At 68.3% G+C, this 20,093-nt stretch carries 22 protein-coding genes; 10 read left to right on the top strand and 12 right to left on the bottom strand.

Annotated features, from left to right (window positions below; genetic code table 11):
- Window positions 1-284 precede the first annotated feature (284 nt).
- Complete coding sequence (locus AC1DXX_RS30045; protein ID WP_478137856.1) at window positions 285-1,235, top strand: AEC family transporter; 951 nt, start codon at window positions 285-287, stop codon at window positions 1,233-1,235.
- A 120-nt stretch (window positions 1,236-1,355) separates the two neighbouring features.
- On the opposite strand, the gene AC1DXX_RS30050 is transcribed toward AC1DXX_RS30045, so the two are convergent.
- Entirely contained in the window at window positions 1,356-1,739 is a 384-nt protein-coding gene (locus AC1DXX_RS30050) for a hypothetical protein (protein ID WP_478137857.1), read from the bottom strand.
- Between the two features lie 24 nt (window positions 1,740-1,763).
- Between AC1DXX_RS30050 and AC1DXX_RS30055 the strand changes: the two genes are divergently transcribed.
- Window positions 1,764-2,969 (top strand): OmpA family protein, encoded by a 1,206-nt coding sequence (locus AC1DXX_RS30055; RefSeq protein WP_478137858.1) that lies wholly within the window; start codon window positions 1,764-1,766, stop codon window positions 2,967-2,969.
- A 6-nt stretch (window positions 2,970-2,975) separates the two neighbouring features.
- Here the strand turns inward: AC1DXX_RS30055 and pdxH are convergent, their stop codons facing one another.
- Window positions 2,976-3,629 carry a pyridoxamine 5'-phosphate oxidase gene (gene pdxH / locus AC1DXX_RS30060; protein ID WP_478137859.1) on the bottom strand — a complete coding sequence of 218 codons (654 nt, stop codon included), beginning with the start codon at window positions 3,627-3,629 and terminating at the stop codon, window positions 2,976-2,978.
- Window positions 3,630-3,658: 29 nt separating this feature from the next.
- On the opposite strand from pdxH, the gene AC1DXX_RS30065 reads away from it, so the two are divergent.
- The gene (locus AC1DXX_RS30065) at window positions 3,659-4,228 is read left to right on the top strand and encodes a nucleotidyltransferase family protein (protein ID WP_478137860.1); all 570 of its coding nucleotides are present in this window, start codon (window positions 3,659-3,661) and stop codon (window positions 4,226-4,228) included.
- A gap of 30 nt (window positions 4,229-4,258) precedes the next feature.
- Here the strand turns inward: AC1DXX_RS30065 and AC1DXX_RS30070 are convergent, their stop codons facing one another.
- Entirely contained in the window at window positions 4,259-4,795 is a 537-nt protein-coding gene (locus tag AC1DXX_RS30070; protein ID WP_478137861.1) for a superoxide dismutase family protein, read from the bottom strand.
- On the bottom strand, window positions 4,792-5,493 hold the full coding sequence (locus tag AC1DXX_RS30075) for a gamma-glutamylcyclotransferase (protein WP_478137862.1): 702 nt from the start codon (window positions 5,491-5,493) through the stop codon (window positions 4,792-4,794). The genes AC1DXX_RS30070 and AC1DXX_RS30075 overlap by 4 nt, the downstream gene beginning before the upstream one ends.
- A 135-nt stretch (window positions 5,494-5,628) precedes the next feature.
- On the opposite strand from AC1DXX_RS30075, the gene AC1DXX_RS30080 reads away from it, so the two are divergent.
- The 4 genes from AC1DXX_RS30080 (at window position 5,629) to AC1DXX_RS30095 (ending at window position 9,581) form a co-directional block, all read left to right on the top strand.
- Window positions 5,629-6,186, top strand: a complete 558-nt coding sequence (locus AC1DXX_RS30080) for an OmpA family protein (RefSeq protein ID WP_478137863.1) — start codon at window positions 5,629-5,631, stop codon at window positions 6,184-6,186.
- A gap of 193 nt (window positions 6,187-6,379) precedes the next feature.
- Complete coding sequence (gene edd / locus AC1DXX_RS30085) at window positions 6,380-8,215, top strand: phosphogluconate dehydratase (protein ID WP_478137864.1); 1,836 nt, start codon at window positions 6,380-6,382, stop codon at window positions 8,213-8,215.
- Window positions 8,206-8,847, top strand: coding sequence for a bifunctional 4-hydroxy-2-oxoglutarate aldolase/2-dehydro-3-deoxy-phosphogluconate aldolase (gene eda, locus AC1DXX_RS30090; protein WP_478137865.1), 642 nt, complete (start codon window positions 8,206-8,208; stop codon window positions 8,845-8,847). The genes edd and eda overlap by 10 nt, the downstream gene beginning before the upstream one ends.
- A gap of 5 nt (window positions 8,848-8,852) precedes the next feature.
- The gene (locus tag AC1DXX_RS30095; RefSeq protein WP_478137866.1) at window positions 8,853-9,581 is read left to right on the top strand and encodes a haloacid dehalogenase type II; all 729 of its coding nucleotides are present in this window, start codon (window positions 8,853-8,855) and stop codon (window positions 9,579-9,581) included.
- Here AC1DXX_RS30095 and AC1DXX_RS30100 read toward each other — a convergent pair whose 3' ends face one another.
- The 8 genes from AC1DXX_RS30100 to AC1DXX_RS30135 all read right to left on the bottom strand — a co-directional run bounded on the left by AC1DXX_RS30100 (window position 9,582) and on the right by AC1DXX_RS30135 (window position 16,676).
- Window positions 9,582-10,133 (bottom strand): DUF1697 domain-containing protein, encoded by a 552-nt coding sequence (locus AC1DXX_RS30100; protein ID WP_478137867.1) that lies wholly within the window; start codon window positions 10,131-10,133, stop codon window positions 9,582-9,584.
- A 19-nt stretch (window positions 10,134-10,152) separates the two neighbouring features.
- On the bottom strand, window positions 10,153-10,566 hold the full coding sequence (gloA, locus tag AC1DXX_RS30105; protein WP_478137868.1) for a lactoylglutathione lyase: 414 nt from the start codon (window positions 10,564-10,566) through the stop codon (window positions 10,153-10,155).
- 61 nt (window positions 10,567-10,627) lie between these two features.
- The gene (locus AC1DXX_RS30110) at window positions 10,628-11,308 is read right to left on the bottom strand and encodes a glutathione S-transferase family protein (RefSeq protein WP_478137869.1); all 681 of its coding nucleotides are present in this window, start codon (window positions 11,306-11,308) and stop codon (window positions 10,628-10,630) included.
- 176 nt (window positions 11,309-11,484) lie between these two features.
- Window positions 11,485-12,459 carry a hypothetical protein gene (locus AC1DXX_RS30115; protein WP_478137870.1) on the bottom strand — a complete coding sequence of 325 codons (975 nt, stop codon included), beginning with the start codon at window positions 12,457-12,459 and terminating at the stop codon, window positions 11,485-11,487.
- 78 nt (window positions 12,460-12,537) lie between these two features.
- Entirely contained in the window at window positions 12,538-13,221 is a 684-nt protein-coding gene (locus AC1DXX_RS30120; protein WP_478137871.1) for an ABC transporter ATP-binding protein, read from the bottom strand.
- Window positions 13,218-14,897: an ABC transporter permease gene (locus tag AC1DXX_RS30125; RefSeq protein WP_478137872.1), complete on the bottom strand. Its 1,680-nt coding sequence runs from the start codon at window positions 14,895-14,897 to the stop codon at window positions 13,218-13,220. The genes AC1DXX_RS30120 and AC1DXX_RS30125 overlap by 4 nt, the downstream gene beginning before the upstream one ends.
- A 34-nt stretch (window positions 14,898-14,931) precedes the next feature.
- Complete coding sequence (locus tag AC1DXX_RS30130) at window positions 14,932-15,984, bottom strand: Fe(3+) ABC transporter substrate-binding protein (RefSeq protein ID WP_478137873.1); 1,053 nt, start codon at window positions 15,982-15,984, stop codon at window positions 14,932-14,934.
- 143 nt (window positions 15,985-16,127) lie between these two features.
- Entirely contained in the window at window positions 16,128-16,676 is a 549-nt protein-coding gene (locus AC1DXX_RS30135) for a PaaI family thioesterase (RefSeq protein WP_478137874.1), read from the bottom strand.
- A 69-nt stretch (window positions 16,677-16,745) separates the two neighbouring features.
- Between AC1DXX_RS30135 and AC1DXX_RS30140 the strand changes: the two genes are divergently transcribed.
- The 3 genes from AC1DXX_RS30140 to AC1DXX_RS30150 all read left to right on the top strand — a co-directional run bounded on the left by AC1DXX_RS30140 (window position 16,746) and on the right by AC1DXX_RS30150 (window position 20,041).
- Complete coding sequence (locus tag AC1DXX_RS30140; RefSeq protein WP_478137875.1) at window positions 16,746-17,201, top strand: MarR family winged helix-turn-helix transcriptional regulator; 456 nt, start codon at window positions 16,746-16,748, stop codon at window positions 17,199-17,201.
- Between the two features lie 97 nt (window positions 17,202-17,298).
- Window positions 17,299-18,612 (top strand): MFS transporter, encoded by a 1,314-nt coding sequence (locus AC1DXX_RS30145; RefSeq protein ID WP_478137876.1) that lies wholly within the window; start codon window positions 17,299-17,301, stop codon window positions 18,610-18,612.
- Window positions 18,613-18,622: 10 nt separating this feature from the next.
- Entirely contained in the window at window positions 18,623-20,041 is a 1,419-nt protein-coding gene (locus AC1DXX_RS30150; protein WP_478137877.1) for an MATE family efflux transporter, read from the top strand.
- Window positions 20,042-20,093 lie beyond the last annotated feature (52 nt).

Raw genomic sequence — 20,093 nt, forward strand, 5'->3', positions numbered from 1 at the left:
GCCTAGGGCCGCAGGCCTCCTCCTTTATTTCGCTGCGCAGAGCACACCATCGGCGTGATCGCTCAGAGCACTGGTTGATCGGCCGCAAACCAGCAGCGTGCCCTCGTGCACAGGGCACCGGGTGCTCCCCGCAGCGAAACAAAGGAGGAGGGGCGGAAGCCGAAGCGGGGGACATTCGCGGAGGGGAGTACCCGGTGTCCTGTGCACGCGCCCTGAACAAGAGCGCCTCAAACGCACCGCTACCGCAAGCACTGCGCGCCGGCCAAGAAGCTATCCTCGACAGGGTGAACTCTTTCGTCATCTCCTCGCTGCTGCCCGTCGTCCTTCTCATCGCCGCGGGCTACCTCGCCGGCCGGCGCCGATGGATCGGCGGCAACGCGGTCAAGGACCTGTCGAACCTCATCTTCCTGCTGCTCGCCCCCGCGCTGCTGTTCCGCGCCATGAGCACGGTGCACGTGGAGCAGCTCAGTCTCAAGCCCGTTGCGGCGTACTTCCTCGCCTCGGGCCTGCTGTTCGCGGGCACGCTGGCGCTGCGCGGCTTCAACCGCACGGCGGCCGTGATCGCGCTCGCCAACACCTACAGCAACACCGTGATGATCGGCATCGCGCTGATCGGCCTCGCCTATGGCGAAGAGGGCATGGTGGTGCTGCTCACGCTGATCTCGCTGCACTCGCTGGTGCTGCTTACCAGCGCCACGGTCGTGCTCGAGCTGGCCGTCGCGCGCGAGCATGCGGTGGTCGGCGGCGAAGAAAAACGCTCGATGGCGCGCACCGTGCTGCGCGCCCTGCGCAACGCCATCATCCATCCGGTGCCGCTGCCGATCATCGCGGGGCTGCTGTTCGCTCAGACGGGGCTCGCGATGCCCGAGGTCATCGACAAGCCGATCCAGCTGCTCGGCCAGGCCTTCGGGCCGGTGGCGCTGGTGATGGTGGGCATTACGCTGGCGCTCACGCCCATCGGCCGGCACTGGCGCGGCGCGCTGGTGCAGGCGCTGGTCAAGAACCTGCTGCATCCGCTGCTGGTGGCCGCCATCGGCTGGCTGCTGGGCGTGCGCGGCATTCCGCTCACCGTGATGGTCGTGGCGGCGGCGCTGCCGATCGGCGCCAACGTGTTCCTGTTCTCGCAGCGCTACCGTACGGCCGAAGACCTGGTGACGGCCAGCGTCGCGGTGTCGACCGTGCTCGCCCTCGGCACCCTGACGCTCGTGATGGTCTGGGTGCAGTGGCTCCCCTGAACCCTTCGGTTTTCCCTTCGTAGACCGCTCGCGGACTTTCGCCTTATCGGCCGCGGCCGCGCCCCTATGCCGTTTGGCAGGGGTGGCCGTTTGGTGGGATGGCGAGCGGCGCCTCTCGCCCTACATTTGCCGGCTGATGAATGACCCGGCGCGCTCTTCGCCCCTTGTTGCTATGGCGGTGGTCGCGACGGTGATCGCGCTCTCCGGCCTGCCCGCGCGGGCGGCCGACGACGCAAGACCATGCAGGACACCGTGCCTCTCGGTCAGCGTGCCGCGCGAGCCGGCCGAGAAACCGGCGGAGGCGGAGCCCAGGCCCGCACCGGCGCCCGCTGCGCGGCCGGGCGCGAGGCCCAGGCCGCAGGCAACGGCACTGGTGGCGCCGCCGCAGCAGCCGCCGCAGGAAGTGCAGAGAGAGCCCGTCGCAAAGAGGCCCGCGCCCTCCAGGCGTTGCAGCGACATCAACATGCGCGCCGCCGTGGGCGAGCCGCTGTCGGAAGAGGACATGAAGACATTGAGGAGTCAGTGCTGATGACGAACACCATCACTCAACGGATCCGGACCGCACTGCGCGTGCTGACGCTCTGTGCCGCAGTGCTGGCCGCCGCCTGCGCGCATCGCCCCGCACCGGGCAATGCCATGCCTTTCGACCAGGCCGTCAACCAGGCGGTGGACGACCTGATGGTGCAGACGCAGAAGCTGCCGGCTTTCCTCGCCAAGGTGGAGTCGTCGCTCAAGCAGAGCCGCATCGTGATCGACCCGCTGCTCGAAGGCGCGAGCGGCCAGCAGACCGAAGTGAYGCGCGTGGCCGAGCAGCGCATCGTCCAGCGCATGCAGGCGCAGTTCAAGCAGTTCACCGTGACGCCGTTCAACACGACCGAGATCGGGAACGCGCAGTACGTGCTGAACGGCACGCTGATGCGCGACAAGGCCGCCTCCGGCGGCCCCTACCGCCTGAACCTCGCGCTGACCGAGATCAAGAGCGGCATGGTGATCGCGCAGTCGGTGACGCGCATCAGCGATGCAACGCTCGACACGCGGCCCACCGCCTTCTTCCGCGACAGCCCGGTGAACGGCAAGGACCGCGGCGTGGAAGGCTACATCCGCACCGCCGAAACGCAGCCGGGGCAGGCCGCCGATGCGCTCTACCTCGAGCGCCTGCCGACCTCGACCGTGCTGCAGGAAGCCACCGCGGCCTATGAAGCCGGCCGCATGAGCGAGGCGCTGGCCCGCTACGAGGCCGCATCGAAGCGGCCCGACGGGCAACAGTTGCGCATCTACAGCGGCCTGTACCTCGCGCAGTCGCAACTGGGCCGCACGGCGGATGCGGAGAAGACCTTCGGCACCATCGCGCGCCTCGGTCTGGAAACCAACAACCTGAGCGTCAAGTTCCTGTTCAAGCCGGGCTCGACCGACTTTCTGGCCGATCCGAAGATCAGCGCGGCCTACCCGATGTGGCTGCGGCAGATCGCGCGCCAGGCGGCCCAGATCGACGCCTGCGTGGTGGTGGCGGGGCACACGAGCCGCACGGGCTCGGAGGCGGTCAACGAGCGGCTGTCGCTGCAGCGCGCGGTGAGCGTGAAGGGCCGGCTCGTGACCGAGGCGCCGCCGCTGTCGAAGAAGCTGCGCGAGTCCGGCATGGGCTTTCGCGAGAACATCGTCGGCACGGGCGCCGACGATGCAAGCGACGCGCTGGACCGTCGCGTCGAATTCAAAGTCGTAGGCTGCGAGGCCTGACGAGATTCAGGGCGCGAGCCGCTCGCGCACCCAGTCCGCACCTTCGAGCCGGTAGCGCAGCCGGTCGTGCAGCCGGCTCTTGCGGCCCTGCCAGAACTCCCAGCGGTCGGGCACCAGCCGGTAGCCGCCCCAGTGCGGCGGGCGCGGCGGCGAGAGCAGGTGCCTGGCAGCGGCCACGGCCGCGTTCTTCACCAGCACATCGCGTCCGCTGATGACCTCGCTCTGCGGACTGGCCCAGGCGCCGATGCGCGAGTCGAGCGGGCGGCTGGCGAAGTAGGCGTCGCTTTCTTCGGCCCCGGCCTTCTCGACGCGGCCCTCGATGCGCACCACGCGCTCGAGTTCGACCCAATGGAACTGCAGTGCCGCATACGGGTTGCCCGAGAGTTCGCGGCCCTTGCGGCTTTCGTAGTTGGTGTACCAGACGATGCCGCGGGCGTCATAGCCCTTGATCAGCACGATGCGGCTCGACGGCCGCAGGTCGCTGCCCACGGTGCACAGCGTCATCGCATTGGGCTCGGGCACCTGTGCGTCGATGGCCTCGGTGAGCCAGCGTTCGAACTGCTGGAGCGGATCGCCGGCGCTGTGGGCCTCGCCGAGTTCGGCGCGCTCGTAGCTCTTGCGCAGCGCGGCCAGCGTTTCGTTGGAGGGAGAGGAAGTCATGCCGGGATTGTTGCGCACATACTCGCCCCATGACGACCCAAGCGAATTCCCCGGTAGTGATCGTGCTGGCCTCCGGCCGGAGCGAGCGCTTCATTGCGGCTGGCGGCAAGGGCTCCAAGCTGAAGGCGCTGCTTGCGGGCAAGCCGGTGCTGGAGCGCACGCTCGATGCCGTGCGTGCCAGCGGCCTGCGGTGGCACCTGGAAGACGTCGGCCATCCGGGCATGGGCGATTCGATTGCCGCTGCGGTGCGCGCCACGTCCGACGCGGCCGGCTGGCTGATCCTGCCGGGGGATCTGCCGCTCGTGCGGCCCGAGACGCTGCAGCGGGTGGCCGGCGCGCTCGGCGGCCGGGTGAACGCGGTGCAGCCTCAGTACCTGGGCGAGCGCGGGCACCCGGTCGCCTTCGCGGCCGGATGTCGTGCGCAGCTTGCGGCGCTCGAGGGGAACCAGGGCGCATCGCCCGTTCTCCGGTCGATGCGCGCCATCGATTCGGTCGTGGACCTGGTGGTGGACGATGCCGGTGTCGTGACCGACATCGACACGCCCGAGGCCCTGGCGCGCGCCGAGGCGCTGTGGATCGAGCGCTCAGGCCATCGCTGAGTCGGGGCTTTGTTCCAGGATACCGTGGGGTTAGCGCGTAATCACCGCGCAAGCGATGCGCGGGCCCGAGTTGCCGGCCGGCTGCGTCGTGAAGTCGTCGCGGTCGCGGTGAACCACCAGGGCGCGGCCCACCACGTTGTTGGCGGCGCCGTCGCTCAGCGAGATCGAGTGGTCGTCGACGCTGAAGCGCGCCACGCCGCCGGCATCGGCCACCAGGCTCGGAAGTTCGCCGGCATGGCTGCCCGGTGCGGCGAACTTGCCGTGCGTGCCGCCGGTCGGGTTGAAGTGGCCACCCGAGGCATTGCCGTTGTCGCCGCAGTCGCCCTTTTCATGGATGTGGAAGCCGTGCTCGCTGCCCGGCACCAGGCCGCGCACCTCGCCCGATACGCGCACGCCGTGGTCGAGGGCCGTGAGCTTCACGGTGCCGCGGGTCGGGTTGGGCGTGATCGCGGCGGTCGGCACCAGTTCGATGGCCGTGCTCGGCTTGCCGCCCATGCTGCCGCAGGCGGCGAGCACGGCGGTGGCGAGGAGGGCGGTGCCGGTGGCGATGAGACGACGATGGTTCATGGTTTTTCCTTGGACGGTCCGGAAGGTTGGGAAGATTTGTCGGAAGACCCCGGAACATATACCGGAGCCGGGGGCGCATCGCAATCGGTCGCGGCCTCGGACTGCTGCTGTTGCTCCTGCTTCACGGCAGCCAGCGCCACCAGCCGGGCGAGCGCCGCGTCGTGGATCGAATGCCGCTGCAGTTCGAGCAGGGTCTGCCGTGCGTAGTCGAGCGAGCTGCCATAGCGGCCGACCGCATGGGTGAAGATGTGACGGTAACGCTCGTCRCTGAGTTCGCCGGTGAAGTTGGGGCTGCGTCGCGACAGCGTGAAGGCCAGCGCGCGCACCGCGCCCTCGGCCGTGCCGCAGCTGAGCCACTTGGGGTCGTACACGCCGGTCGGCATCTCGCGCAGCCAGAGGCGGCGCAGCGTTTCGAGCCCTTCGGCCTTCGGCACCCGGAACACCATGCCGCGGCAACTGCCGCCGGACAGCAGGCCGAACACCAGGCCCGGCGTCTGGATGCTCCCCCGATTGATGCGGCTCCACATCTTGAGCGCCCGGTGCCAGCCGTGCACCCAGGCTGGCCGCCGCTCGATGAAGCCGAATTCCGGCCGCCAGATCAGCGAGCCGTAGCCGAACAGCCAGAGATCGTCGTGCCCGCCCCAATCGGCGATGGCGCGCTCGAGCATCGGCTGCGGGTCGCGCAGGGGCTTGGGCATGGGGTCCAGTCCCGGCGGTCCGGGATCCGGCGCGGGGTCCGACACGGGCGCCTCAGGGGCGCCACCTACAATTTCGTGATCATGGTTCACCGCACCATTATTTACCGACCCCTCAATTACGGAGCACGCCCCCCCATGAGCGAAGACGACGGCCAGCAGAATTTCATCCTCGGTTTCCTGATGGCGTTGATCGCACTGGTGATCTTCTTCGTCGTGGGCATCGTGATCTGGCACAAGGGACACGGCGGCACTGCAACCGCGGCCCAGGCCAGGCCCGCCGCGGTGGTGATCCCGGCGCCCGCGCCCGGTGCGGAGCCCAAGGTGGCCGAAGTGACCGAGACGGTGACGGTCACGATCCCCGACGGCGCGAGCATCCGCGTGACCAACGGCGTGGTGAACTTCTATTTCGCGACCGGCAGCGCCGATCTCGCACCGGGCGCCGCCGAAGCGCTGGCCGCGGTCATCAAGGGCATCGAGAGCGGCCGCAAGGCAGTGGTCTCGGGCTTCCACGACACCACCGGCGATGCCGCCATCAACGCAGAACTCGCGAAGAAGCGCGCCGAGATGGTGCGCGACGTGCTCGTGGGCCTGGGGGTGCCGGCCGGCAAGATCGATCTGCAGAAGCCGGCCGTGACGGCAGGTTCGGGCAACAACGCCGAGGCGCGCCGCGTCGAAGTCAAGCTGGTGGACTGAGTAACCGTCAGCACGCAATGAAAAAGCCCGGTGATGCCGGGCTTTTTCGTTCCTGCCGCGCTGCGGGCCATGCCTGAGTAAATTCGTATCGTTTGGCGACCGTATTTCATCAGGTCTTCCCTCTCGACTTGGTACCATGGGCCTCCAGGCCCACAGTCGCTCTGGCGACACGCAGCAAGAGCCATCTACCCCCATGAGCAGCACACACCCCACCGTCCGCGACGTCACCGATCGCATCCGCGAGCGCAGCCATGGGCTGCGCAGCGCCTACCTCTCGAGGCTGGCCGAAATCCGCAGCCGCGACCGCGGCTCCGACCGCATGGGCTGCGCCAACGTGGCGCACGCCGTGGCGGGCATTCCGGCCAACGACAAATTCAGGGTGGTGACCGAGCGCGCACCCAACATCGGCATCGTCACCGCCTACAACGACATGCTCTCGGCCCACGCGCCGTACCAGGGCTATCCCGACATCATCAAGCAGGAGGCGCGGCGCCTCGGCGCCACCGCACAGGTGGCCGGCGGCGTGCCCGCGATGTGCGACGGTGTCACGCAGGGCACGCCCGGCATGGAGCTGAGCCTGTTCAGCCGCGACGTGATCGCGATGAGCACCGCGGTCGCGCTCACGCACGACATGTTCGACGGCGCGCTGCTGCTGGGCGTGTGCGACAAGATCGTGCCGGGCCTCCTGATCGGCGCGCTGCACTTCGGCCATCTGCCGACCGTGTTCGTGCCCGCGGGGCCGATGCCCTCGGGTCTCTCGAACAACGCCAAGTCGAAGGTGCGCGAGCAGGCGGCGCAGGGCCTCGTGGGCCGGCAGGGCCTGCTCGACGCCGAGATGGCGGCCTATCACACAGTGGGCACCTGCACCTTCTACGGCACCGCCAACAGCAACCAGATGCTGCTCGAGGCCATGGGCCTGCACGTGCCCGGCACCGCCTTCATCCAGCCCGGCGATGCGATGCGCGAGACGCTCACGCGCGAGGCGGTGCGCACGGTGCTCGGCAAGGCGAGCGACGCCGCGTTCAGCTGCCCGCCCATCGGCGAGCTGGTCGACGAGCGCTGCATCGTCAACGCCATGGTTGCGCTGCTGGCCACCGGCGGCTCCACCAACCACCTGATCCACTGGGTGGCCGTGGCGCGTGCCGCGGGCATCGTGATCGACTGGGACGATTTCTCGAAGCTGTCGGACATCGTTCCGCTGCTGACGCGCGTGTACCCCAACGGCAGTGCCGACGTGAACGAGTTCCAGGCCGCGGGCGGCCCCGGTTTCGTGATCGGCGAGCTGGTCGACGCGGGCCTGATGCACGGCGACGTGCTCACGGTGCGCGCCGGCGGCATCCGCGAGTTCGCCGGCATCCCGGCCCTGGTCGAAGGCGGCGAGCAGCGCCTGGCCTGGCACCCCGCTGCACCGTCGAAGAACGATGCCGTCGCACGCACCGTCGTCGATCCGTTCAGCGCCACCGGCGGCCTCAAGCTGCTGAGCGGCAATCTCGGCCGCAGCGTGATCAAGGTCTCCTCGGTGCCCGACGACCGCCATGTGATCGAAGCGCCTGCGCGCGTGTTCGATTCGCAGGCTGCGCTGCAGAAGGCCTTCACGGCCGGCGAGCTGGAGCGCGACGTGGTCTGCGTGGTGCGCTGGCAGGGCCCGCAGGCCAACGGCATGCCCGAGCTGCACAAGCTCACGCCGCCGCTCTCGGTGCTGCAGGGCAAGGGGTTCCGGGTGGCGCTGGTGACCGACGGCCGCATGAGCGGCGCATCGGGCAAGGTACCGGCGGCCATCCATGTCTCGCCCGAGGCCGCAGCGGGCGGTCCGCTCGCCAAGGTGCGCGACGGCGACCTGATCCGCCTCGACGCGGTCGCGGGTACGCTCGCTGTCTTGCTGCCCGAAGACGAATGGGCTGCGCGCGAGACCGCGATGCAACCCGAAGCGCAGCGCATCGCCGACGGACACGGCCTCGGCCGCGAACTGTTCGCCGGCATGCGCCGCAATGCATTGACTGCCGAAGAAGGAGCCTGCTCATGGCTATGAACGAAAAACTCACCGCGCTCGACGTGATGCGCGACGCCCCGGTCATTCCGGTCATCGTGCTGCACGACGTGAAAGACGCCGTGCCGCTGGCGCGTGCGCTGGTGGCCGGCGGCATCCGCATGCTCGAGGTCACGCTGCGCACGCCGCAGGCGCTCGAATGCATCGAGGCCATCGCGAAGGAGGTGCCCGATGCCGTGGCCGGCGCGGGCACCATCCGCAGCGCGGCCGATGCGCAGGCCTCGGCACTGGCCGGCGCGAAGTTCGGCGTGAGCCCCGGCTACACGCGCGCGGTCGGCAAGGCCTGCCACGACCTCGGCCTGCCGCTGCTGCCCGGCGTGGCCACCGGCAGCGAGATCATGATGGCGCAGGAAGACGGCTACACCGAGCTCAAGTTCTTTCCCGCGCTGCAGGCCGGCGGCCTGCCGATGCTCAAGGCCTGGCAAGGTCCGTTCGGCGACGTCACCTTCTGTCCCACCGGTGGCATCCATGCGGGCAACGCGACCGAATTTCTCGCGCTCTCCAACGTGGCCTGCGTGGGCGGTTCGTGGATCGTGCCGGCCGACGCGATCCGCGAAGGCAACTGGGCGTTGATCGAGCAATTGGCACGCGCCGCGAGCCAGTTGCCGCGCTGACCATCATGCGCGCGGACTTCGACGCGAGCGATCTGAAGGTCATCGCCTTCGACGTCTTCGGCACCGTGGTCGACTGGCACAGCGGCATCGCCGCCGAGGCCGAGCGCGCGCTGCCGGGCGTGGACGGCGCGGCCTTCGCGCTGGCCTGGCGCGCGGGCTACCAACCGGCGATGAAGTCGGTGATGGAGCGCATCGCGGCGGGCGAGGGCGGCTTCACGCTGCTCGACGAGCTGCACCTGAGCATGCTCGAACAGGTGCTCCGCGACTTCAGCCTGGCCGACCGTCTCGACACGGCCGCCAAGCGCGACCTGAGCCGTGCCTGGCACCGGCTGCCCGCATGGCCCGATTCGGTGGCGGGGCTCACCCGGCTCAAGAAGAAGTTCACCATCTGCACGCTCTCCAACGGCAACATCGGCCTCTTGACCGAGATGGCCAAGCGCGCTGGCCTGCCCTGGGACTGCGTGCTGTCGGCCGAGGTGTTCAAGGCCTACAAGCCCGACCCGCGCACCTACCTCGGCGTGGCGGGCGTGTTCGATGCAACGCCGGGGCAGGTCATGCTGGCCGCGGCGCATCACGACGACCTGGCCGCGGCGCGCACTTGCGGCCTCAAGACTGCCTACATCGAGCGGCCCCATGAGTTCGGGCGCGCCAAGCCGAAGGATGTTTCGCCGCAGGCCGACAACAGCCTGCATGCGCGCGACATCAACGAACTGGCCGACCTGCTGGGCTGCTGATCAGTCCGTCAGCAGTTTTTCCACCGTGCGCAGGTTGCGCGTGGTGGTGCTCGACTTGTAGCGGGTCTTGGCCAGCAGCCTGGCCACCGGCGTGTCGGTGCTTTCGCCGCGCGGGCATTGCCAATAGAGCACGCCCTTGCCTTGCTTCAGGCGCTCGAGCTTGGGGTCGGCGGTGCCTGCCTTCTCGATCACCTCGTCGAGCATCGCGGGGTCGGAGCCGAACACGATGTAGGGATGCCGTTCCTCGTCGATGCGCTCGAAGGGATAGCCCGCGGCCATCTCGGCCACGGTCTTCTGCTTCAGCAGCACGATCCATGCGTCGTAGTCGAAGCGCTTGCGCAGTGCCTGCTCGATGCGCGTGCGCAGCGCGCCGGCATCGCCCTCATCGGTGTCGAAGAGCACATTGCCGCTCGCGAGCACCGTGCGCACGGCACCGAAGCCGAGTTCGACGAAGAGCGCCTTCAGGTCGGCGCTCTTGATGGTGATGCCATTGACGTTCACGCCGCGCAGCAGCGCAACGTGGCGGGTCGCCTGTTTCTTCGGGCTGGCCATGAATATTGCCCGGGGCGTTTCAGCGCAGGCCGCCGCCGGCGTCGCTTTCGGCACGCTGGATCAGTTCGATCTTGTAGCCGTCGGGGTCGGTCACGAAGGCGATCACGGTGGTGCCGCCCTTGACCGGGCCGGCCGCGCGCGTCACGTTGCCGCCCGCCGCCTTGATCTTTTCGCAGGCCTCGTACGCATCGGGCACGCCGAGCGCGATGTGGCCGTAGGCGGTGCCGAGCTCGTAGCGCTCGGTGCCCCAGTTGTAGGTGAGTTCGATCTCGGCCTGGTCGGGGTTGCCCTTGCCGTAGCCGATGAAGGCGAGGCTGTACTTGTACTCGGGGTTCTCGGACGTGCGCAGCAGGTTCATGCCGAGCACCTTCGTGTAGAAATCGATGGAGCGCTGGAGGTTGCCAACGCGCAGCATGGTGTGAAGGAGTCGCATCTCGTGGTGCCGTGTAGTGATGGAGGGGGAAGCCGCTATTGTCGGCTTCCGGACGCGGCGATCAAGCCGCCAGCGTGAGCAGGTGCGCCTGGTAGCGCTTCAGGAAATCCATCAGGTGCTGCGGGTACTCGGGCACCACCGCATCGCGTACGCTCGGGCGGGCGGCCAGCGCCTTGCGCCAGGCATCGACCTTGGGCAGCGCGTCGAAGATGTGCGAGTCGCTGATGGCATCGAACACCTCGAAGTAGCGGAACACCGGCGCGAACACCGCATCGACCAGGCTGAAACGCTCGCCCGCAAAGTAGGGGCCGGTGCCGAGCGCTGCCTCGACGCGCTCGAACTTGGCGATCAGTGCCAGCCGCTTCTGTTCGAAGACGGCGGCATCCTGCGTGGTCTCGTACCCCCAGAGGTCGCCGAGGATGGCCGAGCCGAACTCCATCCACGCGCGGTGCTCGGCGCGGGCGAGCGGGTCTTCGGGGTGCAGGCGGGCGCCTGGCTGCGTCTCCTCGAGGTACTCGCAGATCACGTTGCTCTCGAACAGCACGGCTTCGGTGCCGTCGGGCCGCTGCACCCTCAGCAGCGGCACCTTGCCGAGCGGCGAGATGTCGAGAAACCACTGGGGCTTGTTGGCAAGATCGATCACGACGCGCTCGAAGGGAACGCCTTTTTCGCCCAGCGCGATGGCGGCGCGCTGGACGTAGGGGCACAGCAGGTGGCTGACGAGGGTGAGGGCTTGCGGCATGGGGCTTCCGTTCTCGGGTTGTGTGTGGATCGCCGCGATTCTTGCGATCCCGAACAACCTTTTCCCGAAAAGCCCATTCGCCGATCCGATGCCTTGTGCTATGAGCCGGCCGATCGCCGGTCCTCCGGGCGATGCGAACCAGGCAATCTACGATCTTGAGAATCTTCGGCTGTCACTCATCGCTTCAACCAAGGGGATTGCGGGCTCCAGAAGATGATTCCGGCGCCAAGATAGTTCATCGCATAGTCGCTGAATTCGGTCTTGGTGAAAGGGCGGCGCGTCACGGGATTCGTATAGGTCAAGGTCGGTTCCTGCACCGCCATGGCGACCATTGCAAGCCGACCTTTGTAACGATTGAAGAAAGGGTAGGAATTCTTCATCTGGCCTTTGCGGCCGGGCACGATATCCGGCCCGCCCAGGCCGATGCCGTGATCTGCGGCATAGGCGAACAGCCGCCCCATGTAGTTGTGGCTGTTGTTCCATTCGCAAGGCCAAAAATTGACGTATTGCACGACGAAAGATTTCTTGAACGCCTGTCGTGCGACAGCGAGATTCTCTATCTCCGCTTCGAAGTAGCCGTCACAGCTGAAACCGCTGCGGTCAGCCTTCGCATCGATGTCGATGGCGGTCTCTGGCAAGTTGACGCCATACACCTGGCCGTCAAAGCGGGCTGCCAGCGCCTTCAACAGATTCTGATAGCGTTCGCGTACCGCCGGGTTCCATTGCTGGGCAACCCATCCGATGGTTGGCGGCTTGTTCTCTCCAGGGTTATCGAACTGAGGCACCAGTCCACCGCCATAGCGCGGGTCTTCGAGCAAATAGCGCGGCACATGGCGTGCGCCCGGCTCAAAGAAGCGATCCTGGATCTGGACAAACAATTTCTTGTTCAGAGTGTCCAAGACACGCAGATCGGCTTCGATGGCCGAAAAGTCGAACACGCCTGGAGCGCCCTCCAACGCCTTCCAGTTGTACACAATCTGCACGCCGGCGATATCGGGTCGACGGAGCAATTGACGATGGCGCTCCAACTCGCCCGCACCGACATAGAGAAAATTGATCGGCTCGCCGGTGGTCGAAGCAGCCGTCGGCGTGGCGAAACTGCTTGCCAGCAGGCTGAGCGCAAGCAAGAAAAGAGCGGAAGGATTTTTCACTGGTTGGTTCTCTGGAACTTCGACACATGCAATGCCACAGGGCGCTTGGCATTTTCCTGGCCACTCGCGAACGGTCGTCTAGGTTGCGGTGTCGAGCCAGTGCGTGATGCGCCCGTTGTGCATCACGCCGATGCGGTCCGCCATCGCGTGCGCCTCGGCCTCGTTGTGCGTGACCAGGATGGCGGTCTGGCCGGCACGCTGGAGGATGCCGCGCACCTCCGCGGTCAGGCGTTCGCGCGTGCTGCCGTCGAGGTTGGAGAAAGGCTCGTCGAGCAGCAGCAGCGCCGGCGAAGGCGCCAGCGCACGGGCGAGCGCGATGCGTTGCTGCTGCCCACCCGAAAGCTCGTGCGGGTAGCGGTCGCCGGCCTCGGCCAGGCCGACCAGCGCCAGCATTTCGGCCACGCGCACTTCCTGGGCCGCGCGGCTCAGGCGGCGCAGGCCGAAGGCCACGTTCTTCGCGGCCGACAGGTGGGGGAACAGCGCGTATTCCTGGAACATCATCCCCACGTGCCGCTGCTCCGGCGGCAGGTGTGCCTGGGCCGAGGAGAGCAGCACATCGTCGAGGTGGATCGTGCCGGCGCGCACAGGCTCGAAGCCTGCGATGGCGCGCAGCACCGTGGTCTTGCCGCAGCCGGAGGGGCCGAACAGGCAGGCGATTTCGCCGGCGGCCAGAGAGAGCGAGAAGTCGTCGACGACGGTGTGCAGGCCGCGCGGCGTTTCGTACGCGAGCCGGATCGAATCGAGGTGCAGGGCGGAACTCATGCTTTTTCCGGAACGGGCGCCACCGGCGGAGTGCCCAGTTGGTTGCGCGCCAGCAGCACCACCGGCAGCAGGCCGGCCACCACGATGGCGAGCGCCGCGATCGCGCCTTCCTCGTAGGTGCCGCGCGCGGCCTCGGCATAGAGCCAGGTGGCAAGGGTGTCGAAGTTGGCAGGCCGCAGCAGCAGCGTGGCCGGCAGCTCTTTCATCGCATCGACGAAGACCAGCAGCGCGCCTGTTGCGATCGCGGGCTGCAGCAGCGGCAGGTGCACGCGGCGCAGCGTGCCGCCGGTGGTTTCGCCGAGCAGCCGCGAGGCCTGTTCGATGGCCGGCGGGATGCGCGCCAGGCCGGCCTCGATGCTGCCCACCGGCATGGCCAGGAAGCGGATCGCGCAGGCCACGACCAGCACGATGCCGGCATTCATGAGCGGCAGGCCTTCCCATCCGAACACCGTCGCCAATGCGGCATCGAAGGCCAGCGCCGGTGTGAGCAGGCCGATGGCGAGCACGGTGCCCGGCACTGCGTAGCCCAGCGTGGCCGCGCGTGCCTGCCAGCGTGCGCGGTTGAAGCTGGCTCCCTGGCTGCGCGCCGCCCAGGCGACCACCAATCCAGCGGCCAGGGCCATCACCGTGACGCCCGCAGCCAGTGCCAGCGTGTTGCCGAGGCTGGCGATCAGGCCGTGCGAGATGCCACCGCCCTGGTGCAGCCGCTTGGCGCTTTCCCAGACGAGGTAAAGGGCCGGGGCCGCGAAGCCGATCAGCACCGGCAGCGCAGTGGCGGCGGTCGCGGCCCAGGCCGCGCCGCCATGCAGGCGCCGCGGCTGTACGGCGCGCATGCGTTGCGCCGAGCCGAAGCGCTGGTGCTGCCGCCCGTTGCGCTCGAGCCAGACCAGGGCCACCACCACGAACAGCATCGCGCAGGCAATCTGCGCGGCACCGGCCAGATCGGAGCGCGTGATCCAGGTGGTGTAGACCGCCACCGTGAGCGTGTTCACGCCAAGGAACTCGGAAGCGCCGATGTCGTTGAGCGTCTCGAGCAGCGCGAGGCTCAGGCCCACGGCGAGGGCCGGGCGCGCGAGCGGCAGCGCCACGCGGAAGAACGCGCCGCGCCGGCTTTCGCCCAGCGTGCGCGCGGCCTCCAGCAGGTGCGCCGGCTGCGTCATGAACATCGCGCGCGCCGTCATGTAGACGTAGGGGTAGAGCACGAAGCCGAGCACGAAGATCGCGCCCGGCATCGAGCGCAGGTCGGGCAGGCGGAACTGGCGCGGGCTGTCGAAGCCCAGCATCCAGCGGATCGCGCCCTGCACGGGGCCGATGGGATGCAGCAGGTCGAGGTAGGCGAAGGCGACGATGTAGGTCGGCATCGCGAGCGGCAACAGCAGTGCCCAATGCAGCACGCCGCGCCCCGGAAAGTCATGGGCGGTCACCAGCCACGCGCAGCCGGTGCCGATCACCAGCACCAGCGTGCCGACGCCGGCCAGCAGCAGGGCGGTGTTGAGCGCCGCTCGCGGCAGCACATGTTCGAAGAGCGGCCCCCAGTGCGCAACGCCCGAGCCGAACGCGAGCCACGCCAGCGTGAGCACCGGCGCGAGCACACCGATGGCGATCGCGAACGAGGCAAAGCGCCAGACCGGACCTGCAGCCTGCAGGCCTGGTGGCTGGCGCCGTGTCATCGACATTCAGGCACCGGCAGGGCGTGCCTGGCCGTTTCCATCACTGGTCGAAGCCGACCTTGTCGACCAGCGCGCTGGCCTGCTTGCGGTACTTGGCAATCTCGGCCACGGGCAGCGAGTCGGCCTTGAGCTCGCCGATGCTGGAAGCAATGATCGGATCGAGCGCCACGCCCTTGCGCACCGGGTATTCGTAGTCGGCCTGGGCGTACAGTGCCTGCGCCGGCTCCGACACCAGGAACTCGAGCAGCTTGACCGCATTGGCGCGCTGCGGCGCATTCTTTGCCACGGCCGCGCCGCTGATGTTGACGTGGGTGCCACCGCTCTTGGTGAAGGTCGGGCGGATCACCTTGATGGCATCGCCCCACTTGCGCGCGTCGGTGCCTTCCTTGGCGCTCTTCATGTGACCGACGTAGTAGGAGTTGGCCAAGCCGATGTCGCAGATGCCGCCGAGGATGTCGCGCGCTACGTCGCGGTCGCCGCCCGTGGCCTTGCGTGCGAGGTTGGCCTTGACGCCGCGCAGCCACTGCTCGGTCTTGGCTTCGCCGTCGTGCGCGATCAGTGCTGCAATGAGGGCAGTGTTGTACGGGTGCTGGCCCGCGCGGATGCAGACCTTGCCCTTCCACTTCGGGTTGGCGAGGTCTTCGTAGCGGAAGCTCGTGAGCGGCTGGTTCTTGTCGGCGTAGAGCACGCGCGCACGCAGCGAGAGCGCGAACCACTGGCCGTCGGCGCCGCGCAGGTTGGCGGGCACGGCCGATTCGAGCGCGGCCGATTTCACCGGCTGCGTCACGCCGCCGTCGACCAGGTCCATCAGGTTGCCGATGTCCACCGTCATCAGCACGTCGGCCGGCGAGCGCGCGCCTTCGGCCTTGACGCGCTCGAGCAGGCCGTCCTTCACGAACACCGTGTTGACCTTGATGTTGCTCTGCGCGCTGAAGGCGGAGATCAGCGGCTGGATCAGCGCGGCCTCGCGCGTCGTGTAGAGCGTGAGCTCGTCGGCAGCATGTGCGGGCAGGGCGGCGATGGCGAGCCAGGCGGTGGTGACGCCGATCAGTGCGTGCGCAGCGCGGGCGTGGATGCCGGAGCGTTCGGTCATGGAAGATCCTCCAGGGGCGGTGATGTGTTCTGGGAAGCATCGGCATCCGACTCGCGGCGCCGATGCGAACAATTATCACTGACGTGAGGAGGGTGACCTCTTTGGACTTACAGGCCGAAGGTTTTCTTGAAGCGCGTGAAGCCTCAGCGGGCCGGCGGAATCTCGAACACCAGGCAGGTCGTCGTCGCATGCGCGTACAGCGTGCCGTCGGGCCCGAAGAGCCGTGCCTCGGCGGTCGCGAGCTGCTTGCCGCAGTGGATCACCTTGCCTTCGGCGCGCACCCGCTGCACCTTCGGCGTGAGGCCCTTCACGTAGTTCACGCCCAGTTCGGCGGTCGTGTAGGCGCGGCCGGGCGGCATCATCGTGTGGACCGAGCAGCCCAGGGCCGAGTCGAGCAGGGTGGCGACCCAGCCGCCATGGATGGTGCCCAGCGGGTTCAGGTGCTGCGCCAGCGGCGTGCCCTGGAACACGGCCACGCCCTTGCTCACCGACAGGATCGTGAAGTCCAGCGTCTTGGCGATGGCCGCATAGGGAATGTCGCCGTTCAGCATGGCCTGCATGACCTCGAGTCCGGTCTTGCCCGCAATCTGCTCGGGGCGGGCGAGCCCGGGGCCCGGGCCGCCTTCGAGACGGTCGACGATCTGGCGCTCCTCGGCGATCCATGCGTCGAGCTGGCTGGTGGGTTGCGTCATGCCTGTGTTCCTCCTGGGGGCATTGGGGATAGGTTGCATATGCAATTGTTGCAGCTACAATAATAACCCATGGACATCCAGACCAAGCCACGCGGCTGCACCAGCTTCAAAGTGCGTCAGCTGATGCGTCGTCTTTCGACGCACTATGACGCCGAGGTGTCGAAGAGCGGCCTCAAGACCACGCAGTACTCGTTGCTGTCGAACCTCAAGCGGCTGGGCGCCGTTCGCCCGGTCGATCTTGCGGCCGAGCTCAAGATGACCGCCTCCACGCTGAGCCGCAACCTGCAGCCGCTCATCGCCGCGGGCTGGGTCGCGCAGAGCGCCGGCGCCGACGCGCGCAGCCGTCTGGTGGCACTCACGCCCGAAGGCGAAGCCAAGTGGCGCGAAGCGCAGCACCACTGGAAGACCGCGCAGCAGAAGCTCAATGCGCTGCTGGGCGTGGAGCGCGTGCTCGCGTTGCACCAGCTGATCGACGACTCGCTCGAACTGCTGGGCGCGGACGATTCGGCAGACCTCCAGGACTGACGCCCACCCACCAAGACATCGCAACTGCGCTGGATGCAGCGCAGGCCGGATTCCTTTTCCCTCCTCCTCCACACCCCACTCCAACAGCCGAGGTCCCATGTTCGCCACCCCCGTCTCCGCATGGCTCCAGCGCCGCGGCATCCACTACGGATGGATCGTCGCCGCCGTCACCTTCCTGACCATGCTGATCATGTCGGCCGCGCTGGGCCTGCCGGGCGCCATGCTGCAGCCGCTGGGCAAGGAATTCGGCTGGAGCACCGAGCAGATCTCGTCGGCGCTCGCCTTGCGCTTTGCGCTGTTCGGTCTCATGGGGCCCTTCGCCGCCGTGCTGATGGAACGCTATGGCCTGCGCGCGGTGATGTGCACCGGCCTCGCCCTGGTCGGCCTCGGCATGGCGCTGGTCACCATGGCCTCGCAGCTGTGGCAGCTCTTCGTGCTCTGGAGCCTGATGCTGGGGCTCGGCACCGGCATGACGGCGCTGGTGCTCGGCGCGGTGGTCGCCAACCGCTGGTTCGTGGCGCGCCGCGGCCTGGTCATCGGCATGCTCACGGCCAGCTCGGCGACGGGGCAGCTGGCCTTCCTGCCGTTCGCGGCCTGGATGATCGAGCACTGGGGCTGGCGCTCGGCCATCGTGCCGATCGTGATCGGCAGCGTGCTGATCGCGGTGCTCGCGCTGTGCTTCGTGCGCAACCGGCCGTCCGACGTCGGCCTGCTGGCTTTCGGTGAGGCGCCCGGCACGCAGCCCGCCGCACCGGCCGCGCCTGCCGCCGCAATGAATTTCGCCACGCCATTCCGCGTGCTGAAGGAGGTTGCGACCAACCGCACCTTCCTGATCCTGGCCGGCACCTTCTTCATCTGCGGCCTCAGCACCAACGGCCTGGTGCAGACGCACTTCATCTCGCTGTGCGGCGACAACGGCATGGGCGCAGTGCCGGCGGCCTCGGTGCTCGCGATGATGGGCGCCTTCGACTTCGTGGGCACCATCCTCTCGGGCTGGCTCTCGGACCGCTACGACAACCGCAAGCTGCTCTTCTGGTATTACGGCCTGCGCGGGCTGTCGCTGTTCTGGCTGCCGCACTCCGAATTCACGATCTACGGCCTGGGCCTGTTCGCGATGTTCTACGGCCTCGACTGGATCGCCACCGTGCCGCCGACCGTCAAGCTCGCTGGCGCTGCCTTCGGCCCCGCGAAGGTGGGTCTCGTGTTCGGCTGGGTCTTTGCCGCGCACCAGCTGGGCGCCGCCACGGCCGCCTACGGCGCGGGCTTTGCGCGCACGCTGCTGCTGACCTACACGCCGGCGCTGTACGCCGCCGGCGCGGCCTGCCTGGTTGCGGCCCTGATCGTGATGGCGATCCGCCGTCCCGCGGCAAAGACCGGCGCATCGGTCGCCGGCGCGGCTGCGCGTGCCTGAGAACACCCCCATGACCACGCAAGCCAAAGGCGACCTCGATCCGCGCACGCGCCGGCTGCTCGAAGCGCCCATCGTGCCCACGCTGCTGCGCCTCGCGGCCCCCAATGTGCTCGTGATGGTGGCGCAGGCCTCCGTCGGGCTCATCGAGACCTACTTCGTCGGCAAGCTCGGCACCGATGCGCTCGCCGGCATGGCGCTGGTCTTCCCGATCGTGATGCTGATGCAGATGACGTCCAGTGGCGCGATGGGCGGCGGCATCGCCTCGTCGATCGCCCGCGCGCTCGGCGCACGCCGCCGCGACGACGCCGATGCGCTGGTGTGGCATGCGGTCGTCATCGCGCTCGGCTTCGGCCTGTGCTTCTCGCTGGCGCTGCTGTTCGGCGGGCGCTGGCTCTACGCCATCATGGGCGGCACCGGCCCTGCGCTCGATGCGGCGCTGACGTATTCGAACTGGGTGTTCGCGGGCGCGGTGCTGGTGTGGCTCTTCAATTCGCTCTCCGCGATCATCCGCGGCACCGGCAACATGTCGGTGCCGGCCAACGTGACGGTGGTGGGCGTGGTGTTCCTCATTCCGGCGTCGCCGCTGCTGATCTTCGGCTGGGGGCCGCTGCCCGGCATGGGCATTGCCGGCGGCGCGATGGCGCTGCTGCTGTATTACCTGCTGGGCTCGATCGCGCTCATCGTCTACCTGCGCTCGCCACGCAGCCTGCTGCGTCCCACGCTGGCGGCGCTGAAGCTGCGCTGGCCGCTGTTCCGAGACATCCTGCGCATCGGGCTGGTGGGCGCGGTGTCGACGGTGGCGACCAACCTGTCGATCGGCATCGCCACCGCACTGACCGGGCACTTCGGCTCGGGCGCGCTGGCCGGCTACGGCACGGCCTCGCGGCTCGAATACCTGCTGGTGCCGCTGGTGTTCGGCCTGGGTGCGCCGCTGGTCGCGATGGTCGGCACCTGCATGGGCGCCGGGCAGCGCGAGCGCGCGCTGCGCGCCACCTGGGCCGGTGCGGCATTGGCTTTTGCATTGACCGAAACCATCGGCCTTGCGGCCGCGCTGTTCCCGCGGCCCTGGCTGCTGCTGTTCGGCAACGACCCCGCGATGCTCGAAACCGGCGCGCACTACCTGCGCGTGGTGGGGCCGCTCTACGGCTTCTTCGGCGTCGGCCTCGTCCTGTACTTCGCTTCGCAGGGCGCAGGCCGCCTGCTGTGGCCGGTGCTCGGCAACATCGCACGGCTGGCCGTGGCGGGCACGGGCGGCTGGCTGGCGCTGCGCTGGGGCGGCGGGCTCACCGGCGTGTTCGCGGCGCAGGGCGTGGCGCTGGTGGTCTACGGCATCGTGATCGCGTCGGCCATTGCGGGCGGCGCATGGTTCGGCCGCGTGGGCTGGCCGCGCACGCCCACGAGCCTGCTGCGGCGCGTTGCACAAGCCTGATTCGATTTCTTCCCTCCGATCCACCTACGGGACCCGCGTCCCACCGAAAGGC

The organism is Variovorax sp. P4_B10 (assembly GCF_056402375.1).

Excerpts from the sequence above, each read along its gene's own strand:
- AC1DXX_RS30050 (WP_478137857.1), bottom strand. The coding sequence starts at position 1,739 with ATGTCCTCTTCCGACAGCGGCTCGCCCACGGCGGCGCGCATGTTGATG.
- pdxH (WP_478137859.1), bottom strand. The coding sequence starts at position 3,629 with ATGACTTCCTCTCCCTCCAACGAAACGCTGGCCGCGCTGCGCAAGAGC.
- AC1DXX_RS30065 (WP_478137860.1), top strand. The coding sequence starts at position 3,659 with ATGACGACCCAAGCGAATTCCCCGGTAGTGATCGTGCTGGCCTCCGGC.
- AC1DXX_RS30070 (WP_478137861.1), bottom strand. The coding sequence starts at position 4,795 with ATGAACCATCGTCGTCTCATCGCCACCGGCACCGCCCTCCTCGCCACC.
- AC1DXX_RS30080 (WP_478137863.1), top strand. The coding sequence starts at position 5,629 with ATGAGCGAAGACGACGGCCAGCAGAATTTCATCCTCGGTTTCCTGATG.
- edd (WP_478137864.1), top strand. The coding sequence starts at position 6,380 with ATGAGCAGCACACACCCCACCGTCCGCGACGTCACCGATCGCATCCGC.
- eda (WP_478137865.1), top strand. The coding sequence starts at position 8,206 with ATGGCTATGAACGAAAAACTCACCGCGCTCGACGTGATGCGCGACGCC.
- AC1DXX_RS30095 (WP_478137866.1), top strand. The coding sequence starts at position 8,853 with ATGCGCGCGGACTTCGACGCGAGCGATCTGAAGGTCATCGCCTTCGAC.
- AC1DXX_RS30100 (WP_478137867.1), bottom strand. The coding sequence starts at position 10,133 with ATGGCCAGCCCGAAGAAACAGGCGACCCGCCACGTTGCGCTGCTGCGC.
- gloA (WP_478137868.1), bottom strand. The coding sequence starts at position 10,566 with ATGCGACTCCTTCACACCATGCTGCGCGTTGGCAACCTCCAGCGCTCC.
- AC1DXX_RS30110 (WP_478137869.1), bottom strand. The coding sequence starts at position 11,308 with ATGCCGCAAGCCCTCACCCTCGTCAGCCACCTGCTGTGCCCCTACGTC.
- AC1DXX_RS30120 (WP_478137871.1), bottom strand. The coding sequence starts at position 13,221 with ATGAGTTCCGCCCTGCACCTCGATTCGATCCGGCTCGCGTACGAAACG.
- AC1DXX_RS30125 (WP_478137872.1), bottom strand. The coding sequence starts at position 14,897 with ATGTCGATGACACGGCGCCAGCCACCAGGCCTGCAGGCTGCAGGTCCG.
- AC1DXX_RS30130 (WP_478137873.1), bottom strand. The coding sequence starts at position 15,984 with ATGACCGAACGCTCCGGCATCCACGCCCGCGCTGCGCACGCACTGATC.
- AC1DXX_RS30135 (WP_478137874.1), bottom strand. The coding sequence starts at position 16,676 with ATGACGCAACCCACCAGCCAGCTCGACGCATGGATCGCCGAGGAGCGC.
- AC1DXX_RS30140 (WP_478137875.1), top strand. The coding sequence starts at position 16,746 with ATGGACATCCAGACCAAGCCACGCGGCTGCACCAGCTTCAAAGTGCGT.
- AC1DXX_RS30145 (WP_478137876.1), top strand. The coding sequence starts at position 17,299 with ATGTTCGCCACCCCCGTCTCCGCATGGCTCCAGCGCCGCGGCATCCAC.
- AC1DXX_RS30150 (WP_478137877.1), top strand. The coding sequence starts at position 18,623 with ATGACCACGCAAGCCAAAGGCGACCTCGATCCGCGCACGCGCCGGCTG.